This is a genomic window from Methylosinus sp. shoA (assembly GCF_059718125.1).
In genome coordinates this window covers 1,189,648-1,215,410 of record NZ_AP046091.1, presented here as the reverse complement: position 1 = coordinate 1,215,410, position 25,763 = coordinate 1,189,648, and the positions used below count along the sequence as shown (strand labels likewise).

Sequence of the window (25,763 nt, the reverse complement as noted above, 5' to 3'; positions counted from 1 at the left end):
CCTCCGTCATGCTCATGACGTAAGGAATCAGGCTCTCGCCGATTCGGGAATCCTCTCTTGAATCGGAAAATGATGAACCCGCTCTAAGGTCACGACCTCGGGATTGCCCAATCCGTCACGCTTCCTCTTTCAGAGCCAGCCAAGACGGATATCTCCCTCCTTGCGTCACTCGGAAATTAAGTCGGCGCAATTCATGGATTTGATCGGCCACAGTAGCCGAAAACGCAAATTGCGTAGCTACCGCAGTCGTCCAATATCCAAAGCCCTGATCCAGATAGAGCACGAGATCTCCGTCATCGTAGGACAAGCGCAACACGCGCCCATGCGCGACATTCCGCTTGTCCGCAAACTGGAGTCGGAATCTTTGCGGGAAGTCGAAATCGAACATCCCTTTCAAGATGCCATCGCGATGACCAGCCAATTTCCAGTCATGCTTCAATTGCACAGGCAACAAGGTGTTCATGGACGGCGATAGGATCGCCGTCGTGAGATTCAATGTCGTGTCATTTCCAATTCCCGGCGCCTTCGTCAGCACTTCTCTCAGGAGTCGTATAGGGAGCGGCGAATTCAAATATCGGTCCGAGTAGGCAAGGGCGAGCAGCGGCGTCCTCTTTTGAATTCTTTCACGTATTGCGGCGGAGTTTTTCCCAATGAACTCCCAGAAAAAAGTCCCGAATTCTTCGACCGTGCCGTCCAGATCCTTCCCAACGTTAATAACGGTCGTGCGCTCGGGTGCGCTGAGGAAGATCGTGGGATCGATGCGGTGGCCCTTCACGCAGCATGTCATGGGACCACGCAATACGGGATGCTTCCCCGATTGACCCCAAGATTCATTCGCGATCCAAGCCGCTGGATCTGCGCTCACCCATGCCGACCCATTTCCGACGGATCCGACCCAAGCCAAAACGCGGTAATCGCCAGCGATATCGATTGAGGCAGCAGCCTCCAATTTACAGCCGGTCTGCGCCACAAGTCCAAAGAATTGTATCCGACTGGCCTGATCTACCGCCTCCAGGATTTTCGGATCGGCCAGAACACGAACGCATCGCCCTCTCTGAGACAGTCGCCGCCCCGCTCTAAGCGCCACCCAGCGGTCGAGTTCCCAATCTTCTGGAGTTCCAACCAGCCAGATCACAAGCTCGTGCTGCGGATTGCTCTCCATCTCGCGCATCAACGCGTCCACGAGCGGCTGATTCTCAGATCGCGTCTCCGCCCCCATCACCTCCAATTCTGCCGGAAGCCCGAGACTCTTGATAAGGTCGCGAACAAAGCGTAGCGCCGCTGGCCGGTCTATCCTAGATGCGTGATATTCGATGTCGCGGCACATGACGCAATCTTGGCAGCCCGACACGCACGACGCTTTGTTCGGACAATCGAGAATCGTTTCCGCATCCTTCAACAAATCCTCGATTCGCGCCGCCGCAGAGATGGAAAATCCCGCGCCGCCGGGAGCCTTGTCATAGAGCAGAACGGACCACCGAGCGATGCCGTCATCCCCGGAGGTTTGCGTCACCGCGACACCCATTTCGGCTTCCTCCACCCCGATCTTCTTAGCCAAGGCATCGCGCAACGCAACCGCCAACGGGTATCCTTCCTCCGGCGACGGGAGAGCGTGCAATTGCAATTCGAAGACGTCTGTCGTCACCTGATAGCCCATGGCGCGATGACGCTGGATGGCGAACGGACGATGGTTCGCTTCGATCCCTTCGCAGCGCGAGACGCCCCGTTTCGAGCGCAAGGGACGATGGCTGCCCATTTCGGAAGGCAACGGCGGCCCATCATGCTCGGGAGCGGTTTCCGGCTCCGAGCGTCCGCACGCCAAGCAAATCGCATATCCGAAGCCCTTTGACCCAAGCGTGAAGTGGAAGACGCTCCCCGAGCGACTCGCCCTGAATCGACCAGCTTCCCTCGCCGTCAAGTTTATCCATTCGCCACCTTGCGCCGCGACCCAAGGATTTCTGGGCCTGATGAAGTTCATTTCCTCGATCTTGTCGTGGGGTTTTTCCCATGGATCACACGAGAAGCCGGATGGCTTCAGGTATCTATAAACCGTGAGGTTGTCGCTACCACAGGAGGAACAAAGGCCCGGACTCGCGTGGCTGATTCCATTTGCGCCGCAGGCCTTGCATCGCCACGCGTGTCCGAGCGCGTGGATGCCTTCTGCGCTTTCCTCCGTAACGGGTCGCTTCCATGCGAGTCTCAGTCCGGCCGATCGGTAGACGCGTCCGTCCACGACGACGTCGTTCCCCGGCGCATAGTCACGAATGGCAAGATCGAGCTGTCGACTGGGCGTGTCGCGCAGCCTCATCCGACTATTCGGGCCATCGAAAGCTGCCCCACCAGCCTGCGGACCATTATTGCGCGCAGCCCCCTGAAAGACGGTATTATCAAAATTCACGACATCCGTCGGAAACCCGTAGCCAGGAAGAAAGCCCCTGCCGGCAAGATCGCCAAGGAGATATTCGCCCACCAGCCGCCGAAGCTGCATTTCCAATGCGGATCTTCTTCCCCCCGCTTCCCTTGTCGACGAAAGATCGTATCGGATAGCCTCCCATTCATCCTCGAAGGCTCCACGCGCCGCAGTGACCGCATCGCGCGTCTGGTCAATGGCAAGTGCTTCGGAGCCTTCCAACGCCGTTCCGGAAAGAAGAGACCCCAGCTGGTCTCCCAATAACGGATCCTCCCGCAACGCTTTCGAGTCCAACCACACGGCGAACTTTTCGGAGAGAGAGTCTCCGCGCTCCACCGATGAGCCATCGGCCTTGAATCCGAAGAACGGCCCCACTGTGATCTTATGCAGTTCGGCCTGCCGCTCGGCCAAGAACCTCGAAAGCAAGGCGGCGTTCACATGCCTCTGGGCTATGATGGCGCTATCGAGCGCGACAGATGGCGCGTAAATCGTACGCTCTAGGAAGCTGCGAGGACTTCGGAAGACGTTCCTGTCGATCGGCCTGTCCCTGCACAACGTCAACGACGAAGCGATAGCTTGCCCACGACGTCCCGCTCGCCCGACGCGCTGTCGGTATGAGGCGATCGAAGGCGGAACATTGGTCATGGCCACGGTCGATACGCTACCAATGTCGACGCCCATCTCCATCGTGGTCGAGCAGCTCAGCACATTGACACGTCCAGCCTTGAACTCTTTTTCATACTCCTTGAGGCGCGCCCCTGATTGCTGCGCGGAATGTTCGGCGCTACGAAAATAGACCGAATACTGTGCAATGCGATCGTGCAAGTCGGACCAAACGCCCAGATTCCTCAAATTACGGATGATTTCGTCGCCTTGCAGCCATTCAGATACAACTTTTGGCTCGACTGGAACTCCCCCATCCCCTGAAAAATGAAAGCGCAATCTGGGAAGCTCTACAGCATGCGATTGAAGAAAATCGTCGTCCTGCACACGCGGGTTCGGAGACAATCCTCGAAAGCGCCTATCCCTGAGAAGACCGGAGACGACGGGACATGCGAACGACCGTTCGACTGCGACCAAGGACGACTTGCTGAAGTCGAGCTGATAGCCACCTTCGGCCTGCTTGCAAATTCCTATGAATGCCTGCCACGCCCTCGCAAGACATTCGTCGATGTCGTCTCGATGACGTGGATCATCCAGCGACAAGCCGAGGCCTTGGGCCAGCAGGCGAATAAACTGACGTCGATCGAGCGGCTTGCTCTGACTCGGCCAACCGAACTCACGAGCTCGGTCGAACGGGAGGCCGGGCGACTTCAGAAGCTTCAGCCTTCCTCTCTTATGCGCGATCCAGTGTAAAGACGTGGGCGAAACACCCACACACCAGTTCTGTCTCGCCATACGTGTCATCGCCACGTAGAGTAGATCCTTCCAGTCCTCGGCGCTTCCTCCGTTCCGTCTGAAAGGCTCAGGAACCTGGTCATCCCGAAGTTCCTCGAAATGCTGGAACCGCAGACCCGCGAGTCCCATTGTCTCGACGCTGTTGCCGCGAAATGGCTGGCGTAGAAATTCGCGAAGCAAAAGGAACTCGGCGAATCTCGTCTTGTCGTCGAACTCCTGTTCACGCTCCACCCATACTTGGTTGCGTATAAAGCGGTTTATTCGGTCATCGCCGGCTATCGTGTCGACCATCGTATTCCACGGCACCGGCTTCGGCCTGTCGATGGCGGCTAGTCTGCGCTCCTCCTGCACCAAAAGCTCGCGCAATCTCTGGTCATTCGATGCCGCCAGTTTGAGGGCACCAATGGTCCGCTCGAGCCGGTCACGTTCCTCCGGGTCAGCGGAATCCGCGTTGGCCTGGACGGTATGATAAATGAAAGCTCGAACATGATTCTGCTCGGCGTCGCGCTGGAGCTTTGCCGACAGTCGGGCGGTTCCCTGCCGACTGTCCGTGAACATCAATACCTGCCTGCCGTCCGCTGGGCGCTTTCGTGAATCCTCTTTCCCATCTTTCAAAGGAAACGGTGCTTGAGATGCGTCGTCCAAGAGTTCGGGCACGATGCTACCGAGCAGAAAGGGACTTCCCAAGCGAATCGACAGCAACCGCTCCGCACCCTGTGAAAATGTGGACCCACAGTGTGGACAAAAATGAGAATCCCCCAATTTGAACAGTTTCACGCCCGCTCCATCGCCGTCCTTGACCTCTCCGCTCAGACAATCGACATATTGCGGGCTGGCAGACGACGCACTCTCGGCGGCGATCAACGTTTCCCTCGACTCCTGCTCGAACACTTGCGTCTCGGCGTCATCTTTGTCTTCGCCGGCGTCGTCATCTTCGGGATCTGGAATCTCCAGCTCCGACAAGAACTCGTCCTCCTCCGCGTCGAGGGGCACCGACGTCAGCCATTGCCTTCCATCTGGATCAGGATTTTTCTTCGCCGCGAGCGAAATCTGCTCGCACCGGCTGCAATATTTGATCTCAAAGACAGGCGAAGAGCAGTGCAGGCAGAGATCCACCCGCTCGAGATGGACGGCGCCGAACGGCCAAGTCGGATCGTCCAATCTGGTTCCACGGCGTCCAGAGCACTCGGGATTCAGGCAGGCCCAGACGCCGGCTTGAGCCCGATGAAAGGCGTGTAAGCGCAGTGGAAGAAGCCGCTCGCCGTTCTTCTCCGCGCGGGTTCCAGCCACGAGAACGGCCCTGGCGAGGTCCGCGTCCTCGGTCCCGAGCGCCCGGCTCCATTCACCGAACGAAACCGGACCACCGGCAACCTTTTCGAAAGCGGCTGCATAGGATGGCGTCGTTCCCAACCGGTCGAACAGGCCTATCACGTCGGGCGTTTCGAGTTCATCGATCCCCGGCAGCACGGATCCCTCGACCATCGGCGGAAGAACCGGCGGCCTTCTCTTGCCTTCGATCACGGTGACTTGGGATTGGGGAACGCCTGCCACCTGCGCGAGAAACTTTTGCAGTCCGGCGGCAGTCTCCGGGTCGCCCTGCTTCCCGATCGTCGCCGAGGTCGCGACAAAACGGACATTTTCAGGTTTCACCCCGAAGGCGAACATGACTCGTCGCAGGAGAAGCGAGAGTTCCGCAGCCTGCGACCCGACATATGTATGGGCCTCGTCCAGTATTATGTAGCGAAGCTTGCCCTCGGATGTTTCGAGGATGGGACGATCCTCGAAACGAACGAGCATATATTCCAACATGGTGATGTTGGTCACGAGAATCGGCGGAGGACACACCCTGAGCGTCTTTCGGTCGATGACCTCGTTCGGCCTCTCGCGACGCTCCCTTTCCGACGCGTCGAACGGCGTCTCCCCATTATAGAGGGCAAAACGAATTTTCCCGCCGAACGACGAGGTCCAATCGAAAAGTCGTTCGCGCTGGCTGTTGATCAGGGCGTTCAGTGGATAGAGCATTATCGCTTGAACGCCAACCAATTTGCCTGTCGTCGACGCCTGCTCGACAAGCGAGTTCAAAAGTGGGACTAGGAAGCACTCGGTCTTTCCCGAACCCGTGCCGCTCGTCACCATGACGGATCTCGGCTCTGGCTTCAGCAATTCCCGCCACGCTTGGACTTGATGTCGGAAAGGCCGCCACTCCTTCTTGAAGCGATAGCGCTCCCTGTCTTGCGGCTGCTCGGCGCCGCTCCCGTCCAAAGCCTCGACGAGTTCTGGCAGCAGAAGTCGACCCGACAAATCGCCCATCGTCTCTTCTGACGAAGCAAAGCCATGGGCCGCGTCGATGTACGGTTCGTTCAAGAACGAATCAGATCCCCCGATCCCCTTCATCGCCTCGGACAGGTATTCGCGAAGCGGCATGCACTGTGTTCCAGCGCGCGCCACGACTGCCGAGGTCGTGCGTTGACCGATGCGCGCAAGTGTATCGAACGGATCGAAGTTCATGATTTACACTTTCATGCTGCGCCCACGAGCGCGGCGGCTTTTCGACCCCACGCGACCGCCAGTCCAGTTTGGAATGCGGCGTCGAAATACGAAGGATCGAACGTCTGACAGATCCTGAACGATCGTGCGTAGTCGGCTGCCTCGGCGATGTCGCCCGCCGCCACGGCAGCCGCCACGAACGGCGCATCGAGAACGAAATGGCTCCAAAATGGCGTTTCGGTCTTTGCCGACATCAGGTCATGGAACTGATCACGGAAGCTGGATAAAGTTGGCCATCGACGTTCACCGTTATCGCGCAGCGCAGACGAGACGGCGCCGCGACACGCCAAGACGAGCACTGAAGTTATTTCTGGACCGGCATCGACGATATGGCAGGCATTGGCAAGCGATTGCGGGCATTCCTCGTCTTCGTTTTGGTTCAAGGCTCTCATCGCAACGGCCAAGTGAAAAGAAAGGAATGGGCGTCGACGAACGATCTCATAGACGCGCTTCCGCACGACATCCCCTGCTATTCTCATCGCCATCGTCGTGTCCAAACCAGCAATCGATAATTTCTCGATATAGGAGGCCTTTTGATCAGCAAACGCATCGATCCAACTCTGCGGTCCACTGGTGAACCAATTGAACGGCAGTTTTTCGTCGATGTCGATCACCCGATGCAAGAATGAATCATCGGCATCGACAGCCATTCGAACCGCCGCCGATGGCTCGACCGAAAGCAGACGAAGAACGTCGAAGGACTGAAACGGCAGAACAGGATCGATGGACTTGATGAAGCCCAGAATCCGATTCAGGGATCCCGTATCCTCCCCCCTGCCGATGCCGGCGAGAAGCGCGAGGATTCGCCCCCTCCTTTCTTCCCGATTTGGCGTCGTTACCGCGTCGAAATAGGGATCGGCTTCTGCGTCTTCATCCAGATCGCGGCTAACATGCAGCGGGCGCGATCTCGTCACGCCGTCGATTTTGGCGTAGACGAACCACGGACCTTCGCCATCTGGAACAGCCCAGTGAAGCCCCTGCGTGTCTTTGAAAGTATCCAGCTTTCTGTCTTCTCCCCCCACGTCCTTGAATGGCCTGCCGTAGACCCATGCCTCCCTGGCATTTTCATCGACGACGCGCCGCATACTCGCCGCATCCAGTGCGACCATGTCGTTTGAATCCGGTTCCAGAACAATATCGAAACGCCTGATATGCAGCGTACTCCGAACGGTCCCGGAATGGATAGCCTCGATCCGCACTTCGGCGTCGAGATCGTCCGTCATCGAAAAAAGGCGTTCGATGTCTCCTCGAATCCGGGAGAACGGAAGCGATCGTTCGAATGAACGCTCTGCCGACAACGGACGAACTTCGACTTTCCCGCGCTCGTGCAGCGTCATCAACACGGTCGACGAATCGATGGCTTCGACGGACGCGCCTCGGAGTCCAGCCAGCGAAATGGAGGTTCGATCATGGATCTGGCAGCCGTCGGCGTCGTAGAAAGCAAGCTTGTCGGCCAAGACCGGAATATGGACGTCCGCTTCACTGTTCGCCCACCTTATGCGAACCTCGAGATCCGGATTTTGAATCCCGGATGTCCTGACAGAGCAGTCCAACCTAGAGGGCTTGGAAGACGAAACCTCCACCCGCGAGCACAGATCGATCGGCGTCAACCCGCCTCCGTCGAAGCCATCCAACAACACGCGGCAGAGTCCGCGTTGGGGAATTGATATCCGAACCTTCGCATCCGGTGGAAGATGAATGAACTTTGTTCGATCCAGAATGTAGTCCTTCTCCAAGGACGCGACTTCGACCAAGCCGAACGGCAGAGCGAAAGGATCGAAGTGAACCCATTTTTGTCCTCGTCCCGAAACGCGCATTCGGAGATTGCTCCTGTCTCCGACGCGTTTGATTTCTCCGCGATGCAACTCGAACTTCGGACATCCGCGAAAAATTTGATGGGCGGACCTCACGCCTTCCAGCGACGACCCGATCGTTTCGATAAATATCGACTCGGCATCGCTCTCACCCGTCTGAACGATGTATCGATCCTCGTCGAACGTGAACGTCGATGCTCCATCGACCCTCCACAGCTTCGCATCGCCGATCGAAGCGATCTCAACGGGCGCGCCGCCAGCGAGGACGGCTTGAGCAGCGCGGGATGGAGCGAGGACGAACAGCCTCGGCTCGCGCGCCTTGACTGAACCGGCTCCGACTAGAATCAGGGAGGAGGGAAGCTCCTGTCCCTCGACCGCCGCTTCCTCTTTGAACACAAGCACGTCGGACGTAAGCCTTGCTCCGCCGGACGGCACGAATTCGATTCCGGGACCGGCGCCAGCCGAAAAAACCAAACGAGCATCGGTTTCGAAGGGAAAATTCTCAACGATCACGCTTTTTTGCTGCAGAAGGGACTCCACGACCCAACCTCGCCATCCTTCGTATTCGGCCCTATTGGCGACGCCTATCGCCGGCAACCCTTGCTTCTCCAACAATCCCGCCGCCAATATCCTCGCCCGATTCAGCGATTGCAGCCACGCGCGGACTTCGCTGGACAGATCCTCCTCGTCAATTTTGCCTTCGACTTCCAAGCGAATGGCGCGCGACCAGCGATCACCATTCCGCTTTAAGAGTCGCCGGCATGAAACGGGCATGACTGCCTTGGAAGGACTCGCCCTTACCAATCCTTCGACAAGCCGGCGTGCTGCGGCATCGTCAGTAGAAATCGGAAGCCTCTCCCGCCACTGCGGGTCCTGATGATCAAGCCATTCGACGCCGCCTTCCGAAATGCCGCCCCGAAGAAGGAGGCGCCGCAATTCGGCGACGTGGGCGGCCAGATCGGCGACGAGGTGCAAGAGTCCTTCAGCCCGGAACGATGCCGGCACAAGGAACTGGTAGTGCTCGGCATGGTCGAGAGCCGCCGATGGCGAGAAGTCGCCGTGGGTCGCCGCCAGCGTGACGGCTTCGATATAGTGCTGAAGCCAGCCCCGGTCACTGGAGATTAGTCGGGCAGGAAAACCGCCTTCCAAGACGATCGTGACGAGGAAACGACGTTTTCCATTGATCCTCCGAATCTCGCGACCAAGGTAATCCAAGCCGCTTGTGATAAGCGTCTCTCGGGAACTCGGATCGTTTGGAGCGGAGATCTCCTTCAACGGCTCCAGCCAACTCCAGTGCCCTCCGTTGAAGGCGCGTTGAAACCAATACGCCGCCCATAGCGATAGCCCGGCGCCGAGGAGTCTCGGCGTTTGTGGTATGCCCCTCGCGAAGCAGTCGGCAAGCACGGACTTTAGGCGCTCTACTTCGGAATTGGTGAGCTTGTATTCGTGAAGAGGTCGCCCGTCAGGGGCCGAAAGGCCGCGTGCTTTGAGCATCGCCTCGAACCATCGCCACATTTGGAATTTGATTGTGTTCAATGTCTTGATCTCATCGCAAACGGTGACTTCAAATGACTCACGGTTCTGCGATTCCGTCAAGTGACTTTCGAAATTTAATACGAATCTTCGGGCTGCTGATCCGCACCATCCTTCGTCGTCGCGGTATACGCCGCCGACATGCGGAGGCGTTGTGGATTTCATCCGAAGCCGCCGGCGCCAACGCGTTCCTGCCGGCTTTCATGGCGCAATACAACGCGCGCTTCGGCAAACCGCCGCGCTCCGACCAAAACGCTCATCGTCCGCATTCGGCGCCGGTGCCGTTGCAGGACGTTTTCGCCTGGAAGGAGGAACGCACGCTGACCGGCAATCTCACGATTCAGTACGACAAGGTGCTGTTCATGCTCGACCCGATATAAAGCCTCGCGCCATAGTATGCGACAAAGGCTATGCCAGCAAGGCGAACCGCGAGGCGGCGAGGAAACGGGGCATCGCTCCCGTGATCCCGCACAAGGCCAACGAAAAGGAGAGGCCCAAGTTCTTCGCCAAGACCCTCTACAAAGCTCGCGCTCGTATCGAACAAGGCTTCGGCCGGCCAGTAGTCCATAGCCGCTTCCGCGACTTCACCAGGAGTCATGCCTTCCGCCGCCATGCCTGTCTCCCGTTCGAGCATGTCGCGGGCGGCGAGTATGTAGGTAATGAGCTCGTAGCGGCCTTCGATTGATGAAATCGTTTTCTCGAAGGAGGCGAATAAGCTCTTGCGGACTTTGGAAGAGGTGAGTGCTTGGTCGACGAGCTTCGTCGAAATAGTGGCTGGCGGCTTCCCGATTTGCAAGGCCTGCTCGCTGATTAGGCCGAGCAGCTCTTGGCAGAACAGCTGGATCAGGACCGGGTAGTAATTGGTGAAGCTCAGAATGCGCCAGACGTCCTCGCGGCTGTCGAACTCGTAACCCATCGCCGCCAACGGGCCGCGGACCAGGAACTCGGCGTCGTCGACGTCACGGTCGACGAGTGGACCGATGCGCAACGGATTGTTCGAGATCTGGACGAGCGGCGAGTTCTCGGCCCGGACGATGCGAGACACGTTATGGAGTCCTGCCAGCACGAACTTAAATCGATTGTTCGTGTCGCCCATCAGTTTGAGCATAGCTTCGATGCACGTGAAGCCGCTTTCGGCCTCGGCGCGGACGAATTTGTCGGCCTCGTCGATCAAGAGCAGCAGGCGCCGACGGTCGTCTCCATTGAGCCAGGCAGTTACGGTGGTCTCGAATTCTGCGCCGGTGTGGATCGTAGCCTTGAAAATCTCTGTCCCGATCTTATTCGAGATACGATCAAACGCGTCCGCCGCGTACTGAACGTCATTGAGGTCCACGTAGGTGTAATTAGCGTGTGGCGGCTGCTTTGCGGCGATGTGGCGCAGCAGCGCTGTCTTGCCGAGACGGCGGCCGCCAAAAACCACGTAAGATCCAGTCGGGTCGATGATATCGGTGCGCTCCCGTGTGCGGCCCTTGAACATCTCAGGAGGCACCGCTGCGCGTGCGTGGTCCTTATAGGGATTGGCGTAGGAGTAGCCCTGAGCCATTTCGACCAGGGCTCGGCGGCGGTCGTCGGGGTCGGACAACGCCACAGCCAACATGGTCTCGTCGACGACAAGCAATGACTTCTTCTTCCGTATCAGCTCCATTCGGATCTGCGCGCGGCGCTCCTGCACGAGCGCGCCGAGCACGAGAACGAATGCGCCGCGATTTCCGGCGTCGTTTGCGAGCTGAATGAGATCGCTGTTCGAGATCGCGGAGCTGACAACGCAGATGCGCCAAGCTCCGTTCGTCGAGGTCCCGAACTCCGGAAGTACGAGCGAAGTCGACTCAGCCTGCGGCAGCGCGACGTGCGCGTCGTAGACATAAGTCGCCTGGCGCCGGAGAGTCAGAACCGGATCGTCTTTCGGCTGCGATACGTCATAGAATAGGTTGGAGATGACCTCGGTCATCTGCGCCTGCAACTGGGGGCCAGCCATGCTGGCGTTCTTGGTGGCTCGCTTGAGATTAACGTAGCTTTCGAGTGCCCGCAGGCTATCGTCCCGACGGTCTCGGTCCATCTTGCCGTAGTCGATCATCCTGTAGGAAGAACCAGTTTCGAGCGCCTCCTTGACAGCCAAAAGATCAATGTTGTTCTGCGTCAGATCTTCTGAGACCTTCCGGAAGAAGGCTAGGCGGCTGTTGAGCGTTCCCGTGGGGAGAAGCGGTTTGCGGCCCTCACCTTCGTTGAGAATATTGATTCAGTCCCCGAGCGTCGTGAATTCTGCCTTGTCCAGCAGGTTGAGAAGCTGTTCACGGATCGCAGGATCGAGATTGCGGTCATTGCAGAGCGTTTCGATCCGTTCGGAAAAACGCTTTCGTTCTTTTTCGAATTCGCGCTGCACATCGTAAGCGCCGTTGTCGTCCCATTGCCGCTGGAATGGAAGAATAGCTTGCAATTCGTTGCGACAAGGCATTGCAAGCCTTTGGCGCAAAGCTTTGTCAGCGATTGGTTCAGCGCAATGGTGAGCGATCAGGCGGCTGGCGTCGGCGACGAGGATTTGAAGGCCCAGGGCATCAGCTCGTCGATGCGCGACTGCGGATGGCCATCGGCGATCGCCTCGAGCGTCGCCTTCATCCAGGCATAGGGATCGACGCTGTTCAACTTGCATGTCGCAATGAGCGAAGCGAGACGTGACCAGGAACGTCCACCTTCATCGTGCCCCGCGAATAACGCATTCTTGCGCGTGAGAGTCAGCGGCCGAATCTGATTTTCGACGAGGTTGGTGTCCATCTCGACGCGTCCATCGTCGAGGAACAGGGTCAGCCCGGCCCAATGATTCAGAAGATAGGCGACCGCCTTGCCCATGTCGCTGCGGCCGGAGAGGCGAGCGGCCTGGGCGCGCAAAAACTCTTCGAGCTCGACGACAAGAGGCCGCGACCGCTCGGCGCGAACGCTCTGCCGGATCGGCGCCTCTTTGCCCCGGATGTCCGCCTCGATCGCATAGAGCGCGGCGATGCGCGCCAGGATCGCCTCGGCGATGGGCGAGCCCGCTTTCGGCGTGGCGGCGATGATCTCGCGCCTGCCATGGCTCCAACACCAGGCGAGCCGCAGTGGGGCGCCACCTTTGCGCTCGGCGCGCGCCAGACGATGATAGCCGCCATAGCCGTCGACCTGGAGAACGCCGTCGAATCCTTCGAGCATCCGCTCGGCGTGCTCGCCGCTGCGACCCGGCGCGTAATGATAGACCACGATCGGCGGATCGGCGCCGCCGTGCCCGCGGTCGTCGCGCAGAACCGCCCAGAGATAGCCAGTTTTCGTCCGGCCGCGGCCGGGATCGAGAACCGGCGCCCGAGTCTCGTCCATGAATAGACGGCCGGACAGCTTCATCAGCGCGCTCATGCGCTCGACGATCGGCGCGAGGTGGAAGGCCGTCGTTCCCATCCAATCGGCCAGAACGGCGCGGTCGAGCATGATCCTGTGGCGCGCGAAGACCTGCGATTGACGGTAGAGCGGCATGTGCTCGCTGAACTTGGCGACCGCCACTTGCGCCAGCAGCGCCTCGGTGGGAACGCCGCCCTCGATCAGATGCGCAGGAGCCGGCGCCTGGGCGACGCCCGCGCATCCTGTCGGACAGGCGTAGCGGGGCCGCACGGTCTCGATGACGCGATATTGCGCCGGCGTCACGTCGAGGCGGCTGGAGCGGTCCTCGCCGATCCGAACCATCAGGCCGCAGCCGCAGGGACAGGCGAGGCTTTCTGGCTCGATCACGCGCTCGACGCGCGGCAGATGAGCAGGAAAGGCGCGCGCGGCGCGGGCGGCGCGCTCCCTGGTCGCCGGGCGCCCCGAGCGGCGCGCGCGATCGTCTTCCCGCTCCTGGACTTCGGCAATGGCGATCTCGATATCTTCCAGAACGAGCTGTAACTGATCGGGATCGAGTTTCTCCGAACGCTTGCCGAAACGCGCGCGTTCATATTCCTTGACGAGCAATTGCAGACGTTCGACCGTCTCCTTCGACGCTGCGAGCTCGCTCTCGGTGTGAAGGCGCGCGGCGAGCTCATGATCGGCGCGGATGCGTTCGGCTTCGAGCATGGCGCGCTGAGCTTCGAACAATGCGCGTAGTTCGGCAGGCAGCTCTGCGAGTCTGGAGGGATCGAAGCTCGGCGTCACGTCGGCGAATCTATCGCAAGCGAGGCGCCGAATGAAGCCGAAGTTGCGATCAGTTCGCCGCGGTCGGCGTCGCCACGATCCGCTCGCCGACGCGCTTCCAGTTGAGCCCGTCGAATAGAGCTTCGAATTGCACCCGGCTCAATTGCAGGACGCCGTCGCTGATCTGCGGCCAAGAAAAGCGGCTATCGCCGAGACGCTTGTAGACGAGCACGAGTCCGGTTCCGTCCCACAGCAAAATCTTCAAGCGATCCATTCGCTTCGAGCGGAACACGACGATGAGCCCGGAATGCGGATCGAGTCCGAGCTTGTTTTGCACGAGAGCGGCCAGCGCGTCATGCCCGCAGCGGAAATCGACGGGACGCACGGCGAGCACGATCCGCAACCCTTGCGACGGAATGATCACGCGCCGCGCTCCAGCGCCGTCATGATCTCGGCGATGCGCGTCGACGCGGTGTCCTGATCCAGCCGTAACACGACCTTGCCGACGACGATCTCGATCTTCGCATCGCTCTCGTTACGAACGGAGGGCTGCTCGAGCTCGATCTCCACGAACTCCGCGGGACCGTCGGTCACCAGCGCGAGCCGCCCGGTGCGCGCCTGGCGGCGCCACTGCGTCAATTGCTGCGCGCATATCCGATATTTGCGGGCCACGTCGGCGACGCGCGCTCCAGGCGCGAGACTCTCTCGTACGATCCGGCCCTTCAGCTCCTTCGACCACAGCCGATTGCCCGAACGTGAACGACGAAAATCCACACGTCCGACAAATCCTGCGCCAAAAGCCGTTTCGATCGTCGCATTCTCGTTCATCTTCGGATCCTTCCAGAGACATGGCTGTCCCTCAGAAGAATCTCACATCCGAAAATCCTTCCGAACCCGAAGAATCAATGGGGTCGCAACGGCGCTTACTGCACATCGCGGTCTATTTTGTCGAGCTTCGCCTGCGCGGCGTTGAAATCCACGACTCGGTCGCCAGAAACCGCCTCGGGGAGGAAGGCGTCGTCGAGCACCGCAGGCAACGCTTCGACATTGATTGCGGCCAGAGCTTCGCTCAGCCGTGCGGCCTGCTCCAGAGTGCCGACCGCCATACGGCGCATGCGGTCGATCTCTCGACTAGTCTTGTCCTTGCGGGCTCGAACGTGGGCCTTGCGCGCCTCGACGTCGGCGGCCAGCGTCTCCTGTCTGGCTGCGACCTTGTCCTGATCAACGCCGTGCCATTTGGCCACGGTCAGCAGCATGCGAGCTGGAACGAACGCTGCTTCCCGCTTTCGGGCTTCGAACGCGCGTTCCACGCTAGCGGCGGCATTGTCGCCGAAAAGCGGCACTTCGATGGCCATGATTGCGTCGAGAAGCTGGTGAGCGTCGTAGGGCGAAGGAGTCCAGCCGCCAGTCCAGGTCAGATCCGGAACCCACAAAAGAGGGCTGTGCAAGGCGATCGCCAGCGGCGCCTGATCACGCTCGGCCGCGCCGCGCCCGCGGCAGATCGTCCGCAGGTTCTCCAGAATGCGTCGCGCATGCGCATTAGCCGCGTCGACCAAATGGGCTCCTGTCGGGGGCTCGGTTTCCCCAAGGACATTCTCAATGCCGGACAGCATTTCACTGCGCAGGCGCTGAATGCCTTCTAGGCGGCTTGCGGTCTGCTTGATAGCGTTCAGCTGCTCCAGCGACTGATAAAGATCGGCGCACTGCTGCGCGATCCAGGACTCGCTGGGCTCCGCGAGCCCCTCTGCCAGTGAGCGCAGGCGGGAAAGATAGTTGTCGGGGTCCGGCTTCAGAAAGATTGGGGAGAACTGCGGGCTTGCGACATAGCGCTTCGCGCTCTTGTCGTAGATCGCGTTGCGGGGCGCCTTCTCCTGATAGAGCGTCAGGTCCTTCGACGCCTGGGGAACGGACACATCGAACATCTCGATAATGTCGGAGCGGTTGGCTTTGGCGCTGACCCATCGCCCGAACAAGAATTAATCCGGAAGGAGCAACGGCGATGAGCCGTGAATTTGTCTGCCGGCCACAGCAGGGCCAATAATTCATCTGCGCCGATGCGGACGAGACAATCGCTGCGCCGAAGAAATCCTACGGCCGTCTCACCGAAGGTCTTCAACAGTCGGTCGCCTTCCGCATCGTCTCTCAGCACCGGAGTGAACTTCAGCCGATTTGGCAAGACGCGCCTCAAGCGTGGCAAAGACCATCAGCCTCTCCCTTTTTCGTCAGCGAGGCGTCGGCAGGATCGATTTTCCGTAAGCGCCGAGGATATTGGCGACTTCCGGAAGCCGGTCGACGAGCCGCACGGCTGGTTCCGCGTCGAAGCCGGAGCCTGCCCGCTCGAAAATCGCCAAGCATATCTGGTCGGGATCGTGCCGTGAGCGGAAGGCGAGCCCATCCGGCGCGTCAGGATGCGCCCACAGCGCATCGGCCCAGGCGCCGCAAGGTTCGTAAGGTCCCGTCGAGATGGAATTGTCGAGACCGAGAATCTGCAGCCCGGCGCTGTGCAACTGTACAACACGGAGCGCGCGCCGACAGCGCACGACGCTCGATGCGCGCGCTTCGATGTCGGCTTGAGCGACCATTTTCCTGCGTGGGTTGCGCGACAAGGTCTCGACCAGCGCGCCGGCGAAGAGAAATGCGACATAAAGCACGCCAAATGAGCCCGAGGCGCTATCGAAGCGATAAGTCGGTGGCGCTCCCGGACCCGGACCGAAAAATATCGGATGATGCTCCGTGCGATGGACGCGGTGGAACTCCATCCGAGCTGGCAGAATCTCGATCGGTAGTGCCGCAGTGGCGAGAGCAGCTGGGGGGAAAGCCGCGACGCCCGAAGGGCCTCGGGCCGGGCTCACGCGAAGCCGTCGCCTTGTTCGACCCGGGCGAGACGTTCCAGCTCGGGGGTCAGTCCCTCACGCCGCAGCCTTTGCATCGGCGTCTCGTTTCCGAGAACTTCGTCGGCCGTCAACAGAAAATCCATCGCGACCCAAGGACCGGATCTGGAGAAGACGTCGAGAAGCTTCGGCAGTCCGGCGACGACCGTCCCCTCGGCCTCGTCGAACTGGCAACGTGGATAGCGCCAATCGCGGCCCATGCGCACGGCGAGCAGCGCGTTGGCGCGCCGGCGCTTTTCGATCGCCTGCCGGCTGACTCCAAGCAGTTGCGCGACCTCGGTCGAGGAGAGCGTGCCTCCAGCGGCGTCGAGGATCTGGACGCGATGTCCCGCGTTCCGCGCCACAAGCGGGGCGATCGGGTCCAGGTCGACAAGCGAGGCTTCGGTGGTCGCGGTGTCCGCCAGCACGCGCGCGAGGGCGCCGAAACCGGTCGAGGCGGCGAGCGCGTCAGAGAGTATTTTCGGATCGGCATGCGCGGCAATCCGAGTGATCGTATCTATCGAGCGACGGAGAAACGCCTCGCGCAAAGGGTCGGCGCTCGTGGCATCGCGGAAGGCGGTCTCGTGCGAAGCGGGGGCTTTCATCTGCGTCTCGGTTGTCTTCAGGAGAATATAGCGCAGTGCATACATCGTCAACCGCGGTTCCACTGACGGCGACTGAACCGAAGTGTTGTCCAGAGCTGCGCCGCCGCTCTCCGCGCGACGATCAAGCTGAGAGACTGTCCGCGACAAGGTCATTGACGGCCGCCCTGGCCTGCGCCTAAGCTCCGCATGTCACGGGGAGTCCGAGACATCGACATCTTTCAGGGGAGACCTGAATATGAGCGCATCGGCGCAAAAACACGATTATCTCGTGTTCATTGGGCGGTTTCAGCCCCTTCACAACGGCCACCTCCATGTCATGCGTCAGGCGCTCGCCGCCGGGCGCAAGCTCATCGTGCTGGTCGGCTCGTCCAATGCCGCGCGATCGCCGCGCAACCCTTTCACCTCTGAGGAGCGGCGCGACACGATCCTCGCCGCGCGCGGCGCGATCGAGGCTGCGCCCGATCGCATTCTCGTCCGGCCGCTGCCGGATTTTCTCTACAACGACCGCGCTTGGATCGCTCATGTCCAGCGCAGCGTCGACGAGGCGATCGCCGAGGACGGCGGCTCGGAGCGAGCCTCGGTGGGGCTCATCGGCCACAGCAAGGACAAGTCCTCCTATTATTTGCGCATGTTTCCCAATTGGGACGCGGTCGATGTGCCGACGCAGCATGGCACGCTCAATTCAACCGATCTGCGCGAGGATTATTTGCGCCGCGCGCCGCGCATTCCCGACGCGCCGCTCTGTCCTGCGGAGACGAGCGAGTTTCTCGCCCGTTTCATGCTGACCGACGCCTTCAAATGGCTGATCGGCGAGACGGAATTCTATCGCGACTACAAGGCCGCCTGGGGCAAGACACCCTACCCTGTGTTCATCAATTGCGTCGATGCAGTGGTCGTTCAGTCGGGCCATATTCTCCTGGTGGAGCGCGCGCGGCGTCCCGGCGCCGGGCTGCTCGCCCTGCCGGGCGGCCATGTCGATCCCAATGAAAGCTTTCGCGATGCGGCTGTGCGCGAATTGAAGGAGGAGACCAAAATCTCCGACCAGAAGGGCGAGATCCCTCCGGCCATGCTCGCCTCCTTCATCGACGAGACCAAGACGCGGCTATTCGACCATCCCGACCGCTCCGAACGCGGGCGCGTCGTGACCCAGGCCTTTCTCTTCGACCTTCCCGCACGCAAGCCCATGTTCTCGGTACGCGGCGACGACGACGCCGCGAGCGCATCCTGGCACGAGCTCGGCCGTCTGAGCGCCGACCAGTTTTTCGAGGACCATGCCGCCATCATCCGCGAGATGACGGGCGCGTTGATCGACTGATTTTTACTTTGGCGTCCGGGGAGTCCGGGCGCCGGTTTCGAGCTGGAGGAGATTCCAGACATGACTCGCATCAGCAGAATTCTCGACGCCGACAGCTACAAGGCCAGCCATTTTCTGCAATATCCGCCCGGGACGGAATTCGTCTCGAGCTATATCGAATCGCGCGGCGGCGCCTTTGCGCAGAGCCTGTTCTTCGGCTTGCAGATCTATTTGAAGGATGTGCTGACGCAGCCGATCACGCGCGCCGACATAGACGAGGCGGAAGAGATGCTGCTCGCGCATGGTGAGCCTTTCAATCGCGCCGGCTGGGATCATGTGCTGAACGCGCATGGCGGCCATATGCCCGTGCGTATCGAGGCGGTTCGCGAGGGCAGCGTGCTGCCGACCGGCAATGCGCTCGTGCAGATCGTCAACACCGACCCGCGCGTTCCGTGGATCGTCTCCTATCTCGAAACGGCGCTGTTGCGCGCCGTCTGGTATCCGACGACGGTGGCGACGCGCTCCTGGCATTTGAAGAAGATCATCGACGCCGCCTGGCGCGAGACGTCGGATGCGCCACAGGAACGTTTGGTGTTCTCATTGCATGATTTCGGCGCGCGCGGCGCTTCGAGCAGCGAGAGCGCTTCGATCGGCGGCCTCGCCCATCTCGTCAATTTCCGTGGCACCGATACCCTCGCGGCGTTGGCAACGGCGCGGCGCGTCTATCACGAGCCCATGGCGGGATTCTCGATCCCGGCCGCCGAGCATTCGACGATCACCTCCTGGGGCCGTGAGCGCGAGGCGGACGCCTACGCCAATATGCTGCGCAATTTCGGCGGGCCGGGAAAGGTCGTCGCCGTTGTCTCCGACAGCTATGACGTCTATCGCGCGACAGCGGAGATTTGGGGCGAAAGCCTCGCTTCGGAGGTTCGCGCCATGGGCGGAACGCTGGTGGTGCGGCCCGACTCCGGCGACCCGAGGACGACGCCGGTGGAGATCGTCGGAATTCTCGCCGAGAAATTCGGCGTGCGCACCAACTCCAAAGGGTTTCGCGTGCTGCCGGATTGCGTCCGCGTCATTCAGGGCGACGGCGTCGACGAAGACTCAATCTCGGCAATCCTCGACAATCTGCGCGCGAAAGGCTTCGCGGCGGACAATATCGCTTTTGGAATGGGCGGGGCGCTGCTGCAGAAGCTCGATCGGGACACGCTCAAATTCGCGATGAAGACGAACGCTATCCGCGTCGACGGCGAATGGATCGACGTGTTCAAGCAGCCGATCGGCGATCCCGGCAAGGCCTCGAAGAAAGGTCACCTCGCGCTGGTCCTCAGGGACGGCGCGCCGCGCACCATTCGCGCGGAGGAGCGCCATGAGGGAGAGGAGAATTTGCTCGGCGAGGTTTTCGTTGATGGCCGCTTGACTCGTGACGAACGCCTCGAAGACATTCGGCGTCGATCCTGGCGGTGACCTGGGAACAGCTGTTGAATGTTGCGAGCTAGCAACATCCATGAGCCCACTCGGGCTCGCTTTTGATCGGCCCCGCTGGTCGGTCACGAGCAGACTGTCTCCAAATGTTGCGAGCTCGCAACGTTCTAAGCCGGGCCCATGGCAACCTGGTGGATCGAACCTGGCATTTGAGTCCCCTAACCCGCATATCTCACCCCCACGGTGCCGCTTGGCGGGGTCGCGGATAAGTTGGCGGGATTTGATGATCGAGGACGTGTCGGCGCGCGTCCTCGTTCCGGCTGAAGCGCCTGGTGTGTTGGTCAGACGTTTTGGCGTTTCGGTGTGGGGGCTCCGGTGGGCCGAGGGGTGGGTTCGGCGCGGCTTCATGTCAGCGCCGCGCAGGCTGCGGCGAATTCGTGCACGTATGGAAAGGCCGACGCCATCGAGAACAGAACGCGCCGCACGCTGATCTTCACCTGCGCGCCGATCTTCAACAGCTTCAGACGGATCGTTCCGCAGGTCGCATTCGCGAGCTTCGTGCCGGAGAGACAAAGACGGCGCAACGCGCTCATCAGCACATAAGCGAAGGACGCGAGCCGCAGGCACAGCTGATTGGCGCGCATGGTCCGCAGGAGATTCGATCGGCGGTCGCGCGATAGGTGAAATCCTTGAAGCGTAGGCCGCCATTGGCTCGGCCGCCATCTGCGGTGCACATTCCATTTCACGCCAACATTCGCCTCGTGCCTCAACGCCGTAGAAGCTCACAAAGCGCAGACAGAAGCGCGGGGTCTTACGGTCGGTCACCGACCTGCGAGCCGCAAGCAACCTCTTCCTCGACGAGCGAAATCAGCCGTGAAGCGTTGCCGTCCTCTGCCGCCTCATTCCGAAACTTTCATTGTGCTGCGCCATGTACATGCTCGCCGGCCATCGGTTTGGCCGCCTCGATGTCGGCGCCGACGCCCTCCTGGCGCAGCAGCGGCGGCAGCCGCTTCTGGAGTGTGCCCCACAGCCGCTCCATCCGCCCGCGCCCCTGCGGGCTATAGGAGGCGATGTGCTCGATGCCGAGCTGCGCCAGCGCCCGCCCGACCTGTGTCGGCCGCGTGGCATCCACCTTCTCGCCGGCCTCCGGCGTGAAGAAATAATGGCTGCCGCGATCGGTGTAGAAGCTCGAGAACAGCCCGTGCTCCTCGATCGTCTCCCTGATCCCGCGCAGGCTCGACCATGTTCCCTCCTCCTCGACCAGGAAGATCGACAATATGCGGCTCGTCGTCCATGTTCGCGACGATGTCGAGCGGGCCGCGGCCCTCCAGCCAGGCGTGCGTCGTGGCGTCCTGGAACACCATCATTCCCGGCAGCGGCCGCCGCTCGCGCCGCCGCCGATGCGCTCCGCGCTTCTTGGCCTTGGTCGTCAGACCGCGCAGCTGGAGCACGCTCTTCGTCCATGTGTAGGAGCGCGAGAACTTGGCCCATCCGGCATCGGCGCGCCGTGGATCGCCTCGTGGAAGTGCTTGGCCGTAAGATCGAAATAGCGCGTGCGGAACTGCTCCAAAACCCATTCGATCTCGTCCACCGGCGCCCGCCGGCCGGACGCCCGACCGCGCCGCCGGTCGATCAGACCTTCCGCGCCTTGCGCCTCATAGGCGTCCCGAAGCTGGCGGAAATGCCGCTCGCTGATCACCAATAGCTCCGCCGCGTCGATGCAGTTCAATGTCATCGCTCGACGCCGCCCAATGGCCTCGACGATCCGAGCCATCCGAACCTCCGGCAACATGCGATCTCTCCGGCCTCAAACCGGATAAATCGCCTGCTACAAAATCCGGACATATCATGTGCTCTCGACAAGCGCTTCGGAGAGTTAGGCTTGCTTCTCAATTTTCGTTAACTCTTTTTCTCTTGCCGTTCTCGAAAGAATCGGCAACCCTGACGGTGTTCCTCATCGAACGACGTCGAATCCGTCATACGGGGATTTGGACCACATGGACGCTATGTCGGATACGACGGCGAAAATTGATCGGTTCACAGCCGCTCTCTCTCAGGAGCTGCTGTCGCTGCGAACTCGGCTATATCCTCCGTCGTCCCAAAAAGCATTCGGACGGACGTTCTCGACAAACGATCTCGTGCGCCTCCTCAAGGTTCCCGAATCGACCCTCCGATCGCTAACGCTGGAAGGTAAGGGACCTCAACCTGCGCGCCTTGATAACAATCGGCGCGTCTACACACTTCAACAGGTCTCCGAGCTGCGGTCCTATCTCGCTGAGGTCAGGCCAGAGGACGCCCTCGCCCTTAAACCTTGGAGGCGGCCGAACGAGCCACTGCAAATCGTCACCTGCACGAACTTTAAAGGCGGATCCTCCAAGACTACGTCGAGCATCCATTTAGCCCATTATCTTGCAATCCAAGGATATCGCGTGCTCTGCGTGGACCTCGACCCGCAGGCTTCGCTCACGAGTCTCTTCGGCCTGCAACCCGAATTCGACGTCGGCCCCGACGAAACTGCTTACGCCGCCATTCGATACAATGACCACAAACCCTTTCGCTCAGTCATTCGGGACACCTACATCCCAGGCGTCTCGATCGTGCCTGGCAACCTAGAATTGATGGAATTCGAGCACGACACGGCACGTGCGCTCGCATCGCGTGAACGCGACGAGCTCGGCTTGTTTTTCATGCGACTGAAAAAATCGATCGACCAAGTCGCTCGAGATTTTGACATCGCGATTCTCGATACGCCGCCTAATCTCGGGTTTGGCACTCTCGCTGGTCTCTTTGCCGCTACAATCCTCATCATCACGGTCCACCCGGCGATGCTGGATGTTGCGAGCATGAATCAATATCTGATTATGCTTCGAGATCTGGCCGATGAGCTCGCACGGAACGGCGCCCGGCTCGAGCAGAATTGGATACGTTTTCTCGTCACGCGCCATACGCCAAGTGACGGGCCACAAGCACATATCGTTGGGCTACTGAGACACCTTTTCGACGAACACGTCTTCGTTTCGACGGCGCTCGAAAGCACAGCCGTCGCTGCGGCTGGTCTCGCGAAGAAATCGCTCTACGAACTTGAGCCCGGCGATGTGCCGCGAGAATCTTGGAAGAGGGCGCTTGAGAGCATGGATAGCGTGAACGCAGAAATTCTGGCGCTCATCCACAAATCATGGGGGAGAGCTTGAAGAGACCTTCCATTCTGAGCAAGCTCGGATCCACCGAACCTGCCATCGACACGCCGCAGCTACACAGCGTGGCGTCACAACCACGTCAACGCGTCGTTTCCACAGCGATCACCGGGCTGAGTCGCAGCCTCGACGATCTCACAGCGGATTCCGTCACGACCCTGGATGCCGGCCTTATCGATCCATCCCCCTTTGGCGATCGCCTCGAGCAGGATCAAGAGGCGTTCAATTTGCTCGTCGCTTCGATCGAAGCAGAAGGCCAAAAAATCCCCGTTCTGGTCCGGCCGCACCCGGAAAAGGACGGTAGGTATCAGCTCGCATACGGCCATCGCCGCCTTCAGGCCCTCAAGTCCCTTGACCGGAAGGTTCGCGCTTTCATTCGACCGCTGACTGACGCCGAGCTGATCCTAGAGCAAGGCGCAGAAAACGGAGGCCGAGAAGCGCTGACATGGATCGAACGTGCGCTTTTTGCAAAGGAAATGGAAGCACAAGGACTCACTTCGAAAGCGGTTTGGACGACGCTCGGCGTCGATAGAACGGGGCTCTCGAAAATGCGATCCGTCGTCGAAGCCGTCCCCCGCGATATCATTAGAGTAATTGGACGCGCTCCTGGCGTCGGACAGCCGCGATGGCAAGACCTCGCAAGCGCTTTTTCCACAGAAGGTGCGATCGATAGGGCTTCTACCGTCATAGCACGCAGCACTTTCGCCAGCATGGCGTCCGATCAGAGATTTCTCGCGGTTCTGAAGGCTCTCGACGAGGGGCGGGCCTCGGCGCCATATGTCGAGCGTAAGGAGATCACTAGTTCGACAGGCAAACAAATCGCTTATGTTTCTTGGACAGCCAAGGGCCACACCTTCGCTATTCATAAAAGTGAAAGTCAGTTCTCGACATGGCTGACCGAGAACTTGCCGGACCTATACAAGCGGTTTCAGGAAGGGAGCGCGTCGGAACCGCCCGATGTTGCTATCTCGCAACATTGAGTTCGAAGCCAGCCGAACCTGACTGACGATTTCAAGCTCAACTGAAACATCGGAGATATCGCAAAAGAAAAAGGCCCCCGAAACGTCTCCGTCCCGGAAGCCCTTCTCAAAGTCTGACACCTTAGAGAATCACACTTCCGCGAATCGCTGTCAAGAGTCGGCGCCGTTTTGGTGAGCGGATTTCTTTTGCCTGAACGAGGCAAAAGATTATGCAGACACGTCCAACGACGCCCTTCGGGCGGCGGCCGTTGTCGCTTGCCATGGTGGCGAGCCAGACCGCGACCGAGACTTTCACCGCGAGGCCGGGCGCTTCCGAAACCGTCGTGCACAAATGGCGACTGTTTCGTGCGCTCACCGAAGCCAAAGAGCCGCTCGGCGTCACCGACCGAGCGCTATCCGTATTGCACGCGCTGCTGAGCTTTCACCAGGAGACAGCTCTCGCATTGCCGGGGAGCAAGTCTAAGACTGTCGAAGCGGGTGCCCCCGGCGGCGGCATTGTCGTGTTTCCCTCGAACAAGGAACTGTCGATCCGCGCCCATGGCATGGCGCCGGCGACTTTGCGCCGGCATCTCGCCTGTCTCGTCGACGCCGGACTGATCATCCGCCGCGATTCCCCGAACGGCAAACGTTTCGCCAGAAAAGGGCAGGGGGGAGCCATAGAGGACGCGTTCGGCTTCGACCTCGCGCCGCTCGTGGCGCGCTCGAGCGAAATCGAGAACCTCGCCGAGGAGGTTCGGGCCGAGAACCGCGCGATCGCGCTGCTGCGCGAAAAGATCACGCTCACCCGCCGCGACATTATCAAAATGATCGAGACCGGCTTGGAGGAGGATGTTTCAGGCGATTGGGATGGCGCGCACCAACGCTACGCGGAGCTCTCCGGCCGCTATGGGCGCGGGCTTTCACGTGGCGATCTGGAGGCTTTGGCAGGCGAGCTCGCTGGGCTGGCTGCCGAAACCCACAAGCTATTGGAAGCTCACGTAAAAGCTCAAAATATGAGCGGCAATGAGTCTCAAACTGAGCGTCACATACAGAATCAAACCACAAACACTTCCGATCTTGAACCTTGCCTTCAAGAAGGCAGGGCCGATCCATCCGAGCCAAATCTCGAACAGGGCAGGGGGCCTATCGATCGAGCGCCGGAAATATTCTCGGATCGTTCTCGGACTGTCGATCCCAAGCCGGGGGGGCGAGCCTACCCGCTCGGAATGGTGCTGGAGGCTTGTCCAGACATCGTCGATTACGGCAAGAGCGGCGAAATTTCCTCATGGCGAGACTTGGCTGCGGCGGCGGCGATAGTGCGCTCTGCGCTCGGCGTTTCGCCAGACGCCTGGTCGCAAGCCCTGGATGTCTTGGGCGAGCACGACGCATCGATCGTCATCGCCGCGATCCTGCAACGCGGCGAGGAGATCAAGAGCGCGGGCGGTTATCTCCGCGTCCTGACCGAAAAAGCGAGGTCAGGGGAGTTCTCGCTCGGGCCCGTGCTGATGGCGCTGTTGCGCGGCAAGGCCGCGAAGGGGGCGCGGGAACGAAAGAAAACGGGGTGACGCGGGGATGGATTATCGGACGAG

Annotated in this window: 18 protein-coding genes and 3 pseudogenes; 8 read left to right on the top strand and 13 right to left on the bottom strand. The window is 60.2% G+C overall.

What is annotated here, in order from left to right; genetic code table 11:
- Positions 1-115 precede the first annotated feature (115 nt).
- Both AC6IW9_RS05475 and AC6IW9_RS05470 read right to left on the bottom strand, forming a co-directional pair.
- Positions 116-6,316, bottom strand: a complete 6,201-nt coding sequence (locus tag AC6IW9_RS05475) for a DEAD/DEAH box helicase (protein WP_497769928.1) — start codon at positions 6,314-6,316, stop codon at positions 116-118.
- Between the two features lie 11 nt (positions 6,317-6,327).
- Positions 6,328-9,765, bottom strand: coding sequence for an STY4851/ECs_5259 family protein (locus AC6IW9_RS05470; RefSeq protein WP_497769925.1), 3,438 nt, complete (start codon positions 9,763-9,765; stop codon positions 6,328-6,330).
- Between AC6IW9_RS05470 and AC6IW9_RS05465 the strand changes: the two genes are divergently transcribed.
- Positions 9,738-10,082 (top strand): hypothetical protein, encoded by a 345-nt coding sequence (locus AC6IW9_RS05465; protein ID WP_497769923.1) that lies wholly within the window; start codon positions 9,738-9,740, stop codon positions 10,080-10,082. The two genes, AC6IW9_RS05470 and AC6IW9_RS05465, sit on opposite strands and share 28 nt — an antisense overlap.
- Positions 10,004-10,387 carry a transposase gene (locus AC6IW9_RS05460; protein ID WP_497772448.1) on the top strand — a complete coding sequence of 128 codons (384 nt, stop codon included), beginning with the start codon at positions 10,004-10,006 and terminating at the stop codon, positions 10,385-10,387. Before AC6IW9_RS05465 ends, AC6IW9_RS05460 begins: the two co-directional genes overlap by 79 nt.
- Positions 10,388-10,750: 363 nt before the next feature.
- On the opposite strand, the pseudogene AC6IW9_RS05455 reads toward AC6IW9_RS05460, so the two are convergent.
- The 8 genes and pseudogenes from AC6IW9_RS05455 to AC6IW9_RS05420 form a co-directional block, all read right to left on the bottom strand.
- Positions 10,751-11,179, bottom strand: a pseudogene (locus AC6IW9_RS05455) (AAA family ATPase); the annotation flags it as partial.
- A gap of 759 nt (positions 11,180-11,938) precedes the next feature.
- Positions 11,939-12,154, bottom strand: coding sequence for a hypothetical protein (locus AC6IW9_RS05450; protein WP_497769920.1), 216 nt, complete (start codon positions 12,152-12,154; stop codon positions 11,939-11,941).
- Positions 12,155-12,210: 56 nt separating this feature from the next.
- Positions 12,211-13,848: an IS66 family transposase gene (gene tnpC / locus AC6IW9_RS05445; RefSeq protein ID WP_497763766.1), complete on the bottom strand. Its 1,638-nt coding sequence runs from the start codon at positions 13,846-13,848 to the stop codon at positions 12,211-12,213.
- 49 nt (positions 13,849-13,897) lie between these two features.
- On the bottom strand, positions 13,898-14,251 hold the full coding sequence (gene tnpB / locus AC6IW9_RS05440; protein ID WP_497763765.1) for an IS66 family insertion sequence element accessory protein TnpB: 354 nt from the start codon (positions 14,249-14,251) through the stop codon (positions 13,898-13,900).
- Positions 14,248-14,655 carry an IS66-like element accessory protein TnpA gene (tnpA, locus tag AC6IW9_RS05435; RefSeq protein WP_497763764.1) on the bottom strand — a complete coding sequence of 136 codons (408 nt, stop codon included), beginning with the start codon at positions 14,653-14,655 and terminating at the stop codon, positions 14,248-14,250. The genes tnpB and tnpA overlap by 4 nt, the downstream gene beginning before the upstream one ends.
- A 95-nt stretch (positions 14,656-14,750) precedes the next feature.
- The gene (locus AC6IW9_RS05430; RefSeq protein ID WP_497769917.1) at positions 14,751-15,800 is read right to left on the bottom strand and encodes a BrxR family helix-turn-helix transcriptional regulator; all 1,050 of its coding nucleotides are present in this window, start codon (positions 15,798-15,800) and stop codon (positions 14,751-14,753) included.
- A 249-nt stretch (positions 15,801-16,049) separates the two neighbouring features.
- Entirely contained in the window at positions 16,050-16,586 is a 537-nt protein-coding gene (locus AC6IW9_RS05425; RefSeq protein WP_497769914.1) for an RES family NAD+ phosphorylase, read from the bottom strand.
- 89 nt (positions 16,587-16,675) lie between these two features.
- The gene (locus AC6IW9_RS05420; RefSeq protein WP_497772447.1) at positions 16,676-17,347 is read right to left on the bottom strand and encodes a helix-turn-helix domain-containing protein; all 672 of its coding nucleotides are present in this window, start codon (positions 17,345-17,347) and stop codon (positions 16,676-16,678) included.
- Between the two features lie 190 nt (positions 17,348-17,537).
- Between AC6IW9_RS05420 and AC6IW9_RS05415 the strand changes: the two genes are divergently transcribed.
- Together AC6IW9_RS05415 and AC6IW9_RS05410 are read left to right on the top strand one after the other, a co-directional pair.
- A complete protein-coding gene (locus tag AC6IW9_RS05415; protein WP_497769912.1) occupies positions 17,538-18,617 on the top strand; it encodes a bifunctional nicotinamide-nucleotide adenylyltransferase/Nudix hydroxylase in 1,080 nt (359 codons plus the stop codon).
- Positions 18,618-18,677: 60 nt separating this feature from the next.
- Complete coding sequence (locus AC6IW9_RS05410) at positions 18,678-20,063, top strand: nicotinate phosphoribosyltransferase (protein ID WP_497769909.1); 1,386 nt, start codon at positions 18,678-18,680, stop codon at positions 20,061-20,063.
- A gap of 362 nt (positions 20,064-20,425) precedes the next feature.
- Here AC6IW9_RS05410 and AC6IW9_RS05405 read toward each other — a convergent pair.
- Positions 20,426-20,701, bottom strand: a pseudogene (locus tag AC6IW9_RS05405) (transposase); the annotation flags it as partial.
- A gap of 22 nt (positions 20,702-20,723) precedes the next feature.
- On the opposite strand from AC6IW9_RS05405, the pseudogene AC6IW9_RS05400 reads away from it, so the two are divergent.
- Positions 20,724-20,892, top strand: a pseudogene (locus AC6IW9_RS05400) (IS630 family transposase); the annotation flags it as partial.
- Between the two features lie 42 nt (positions 20,893-20,934).
- On the opposite strand, the gene AC6IW9_RS05395 reads toward AC6IW9_RS05400, so the two are convergent.
- Together AC6IW9_RS05395 and AC6IW9_RS05390 are read right to left on the bottom strand one after the other, a co-directional pair.
- A complete protein-coding gene (locus AC6IW9_RS05395; RefSeq protein ID WP_497769905.1) occupies positions 20,935-21,297 on the bottom strand; it encodes a hypothetical protein in 363 nt (120 codons plus the stop codon).
- 153 nt (positions 21,298-21,450) lie between these two features.
- On the bottom strand, positions 21,451-21,795 hold the full coding sequence (locus AC6IW9_RS05390; RefSeq protein ID WP_497769902.1) for a helix-turn-helix domain-containing protein: 345 nt from the start codon (positions 21,793-21,795) through the stop codon (positions 21,451-21,453).
- A 223-nt stretch (positions 21,796-22,018) separates the two neighbouring features.
- On the opposite strand from AC6IW9_RS05390, the gene repA reads away from it, so the two are divergent.
- From repA to repC, 3 genes are all read left to right on the top strand, one after another.
- On the top strand, positions 22,019-23,212 hold the full coding sequence (repA, locus tag AC6IW9_RS05385; protein ID WP_003615636.1) for a plasmid partitioning protein RepA: 1,194 nt from the start codon (positions 22,019-22,021) through the stop codon (positions 23,210-23,212).
- The gene (gene repB, locus AC6IW9_RS05380; protein ID WP_497769896.1) at positions 23,209-24,195 is read left to right on the top strand and encodes a plasmid partitioning protein RepB; all 987 of its coding nucleotides are present in this window, start codon (positions 23,209-23,211) and stop codon (positions 24,193-24,195) included. Before repA ends, repB begins: the two co-directional genes overlap by 4 nt.
- A gap of 209 nt (positions 24,196-24,404) precedes the next feature.
- The gene (repC, locus tag AC6IW9_RS05375) at positions 24,405-25,739 is read left to right on the top strand and encodes a plasmid replication protein RepC (protein WP_497769894.1); all 1,335 of its coding nucleotides are present in this window, start codon (positions 24,405-24,407) and stop codon (positions 25,737-25,739) included.
- Positions 25,740-25,763 lie beyond the last annotated feature (24 nt).

What these genes read in the sequence shown, in the direction of transcription:
- AC6IW9_RS05465 (WP_497769923.1), top strand. Translation starts at nt 9,738, where the DNA reads ATGACTCACGGTTCTGCGATTCCGTCAAGTGACTTTCGAAATTTAATA.
- AC6IW9_RS05475 (WP_497769928.1), bottom strand. Translation starts at nt 6,316, where the DNA reads ATGAACTTCGATCCGTTCGATACACTTGCGCGCATCGGTCAACGCACG.
- AC6IW9_RS05425 (WP_497769914.1), bottom strand. Translation starts at nt 16,586, where the DNA reads ATGGAGTTCCACCGCGTCCATCGCACGGAGCATCATCCGATATTTTTC.
- repC (WP_497769894.1), top strand. Translation starts at nt 24,405, where the DNA reads ATGCAGACACGTCCAACGACGCCCTTCGGGCGGCGGCCGTTGTCGCTT.
- AC6IW9_RS05450 (WP_497769920.1), bottom strand. Translation starts at nt 12,154, where the DNA reads ATGCCTTGTCGCAACGAATTGCAAGCTATTCTTCCATTCCAGCGGCAA.
- AC6IW9_RS05415 (WP_497769912.1), top strand. Translation starts at nt 17,538, where the DNA reads ATGAGCGCATCGGCGCAAAAACACGATTATCTCGTGTTCATTGGGCGG.
- AC6IW9_RS05420 (WP_497772447.1), bottom strand. Translation starts at nt 17,347, where the DNA reads ATGTATGCACTGCGCTATATTCTCCTGAAGACAACCGAGACGCAGATG.
- repA (WP_003615636.1), top strand. Translation starts at nt 22,019, where the DNA reads ATGGACGCTATGTCGGATACGACGGCGAAAATTGATCGGTTCACAGCC.
- AC6IW9_RS05410 (WP_497769909.1), top strand. Translation starts at nt 18,678, where the DNA reads ATGACTCGCATCAGCAGAATTCTCGACGCCGACAGCTACAAGGCCAGC.
- AC6IW9_RS05390 (WP_497769902.1), bottom strand. Translation starts at nt 21,795, where the DNA reads ATGGCTCGGATCGTCGAGGCCATTGGGCGGCGTCGAGCGATGACATTG.
- tnpA (WP_497763764.1), bottom strand. Translation starts at nt 14,655, where the DNA reads ATGAACGAGAATGCGACGATCGAAACGGCTTTTGGCGCAGGATTTGTC.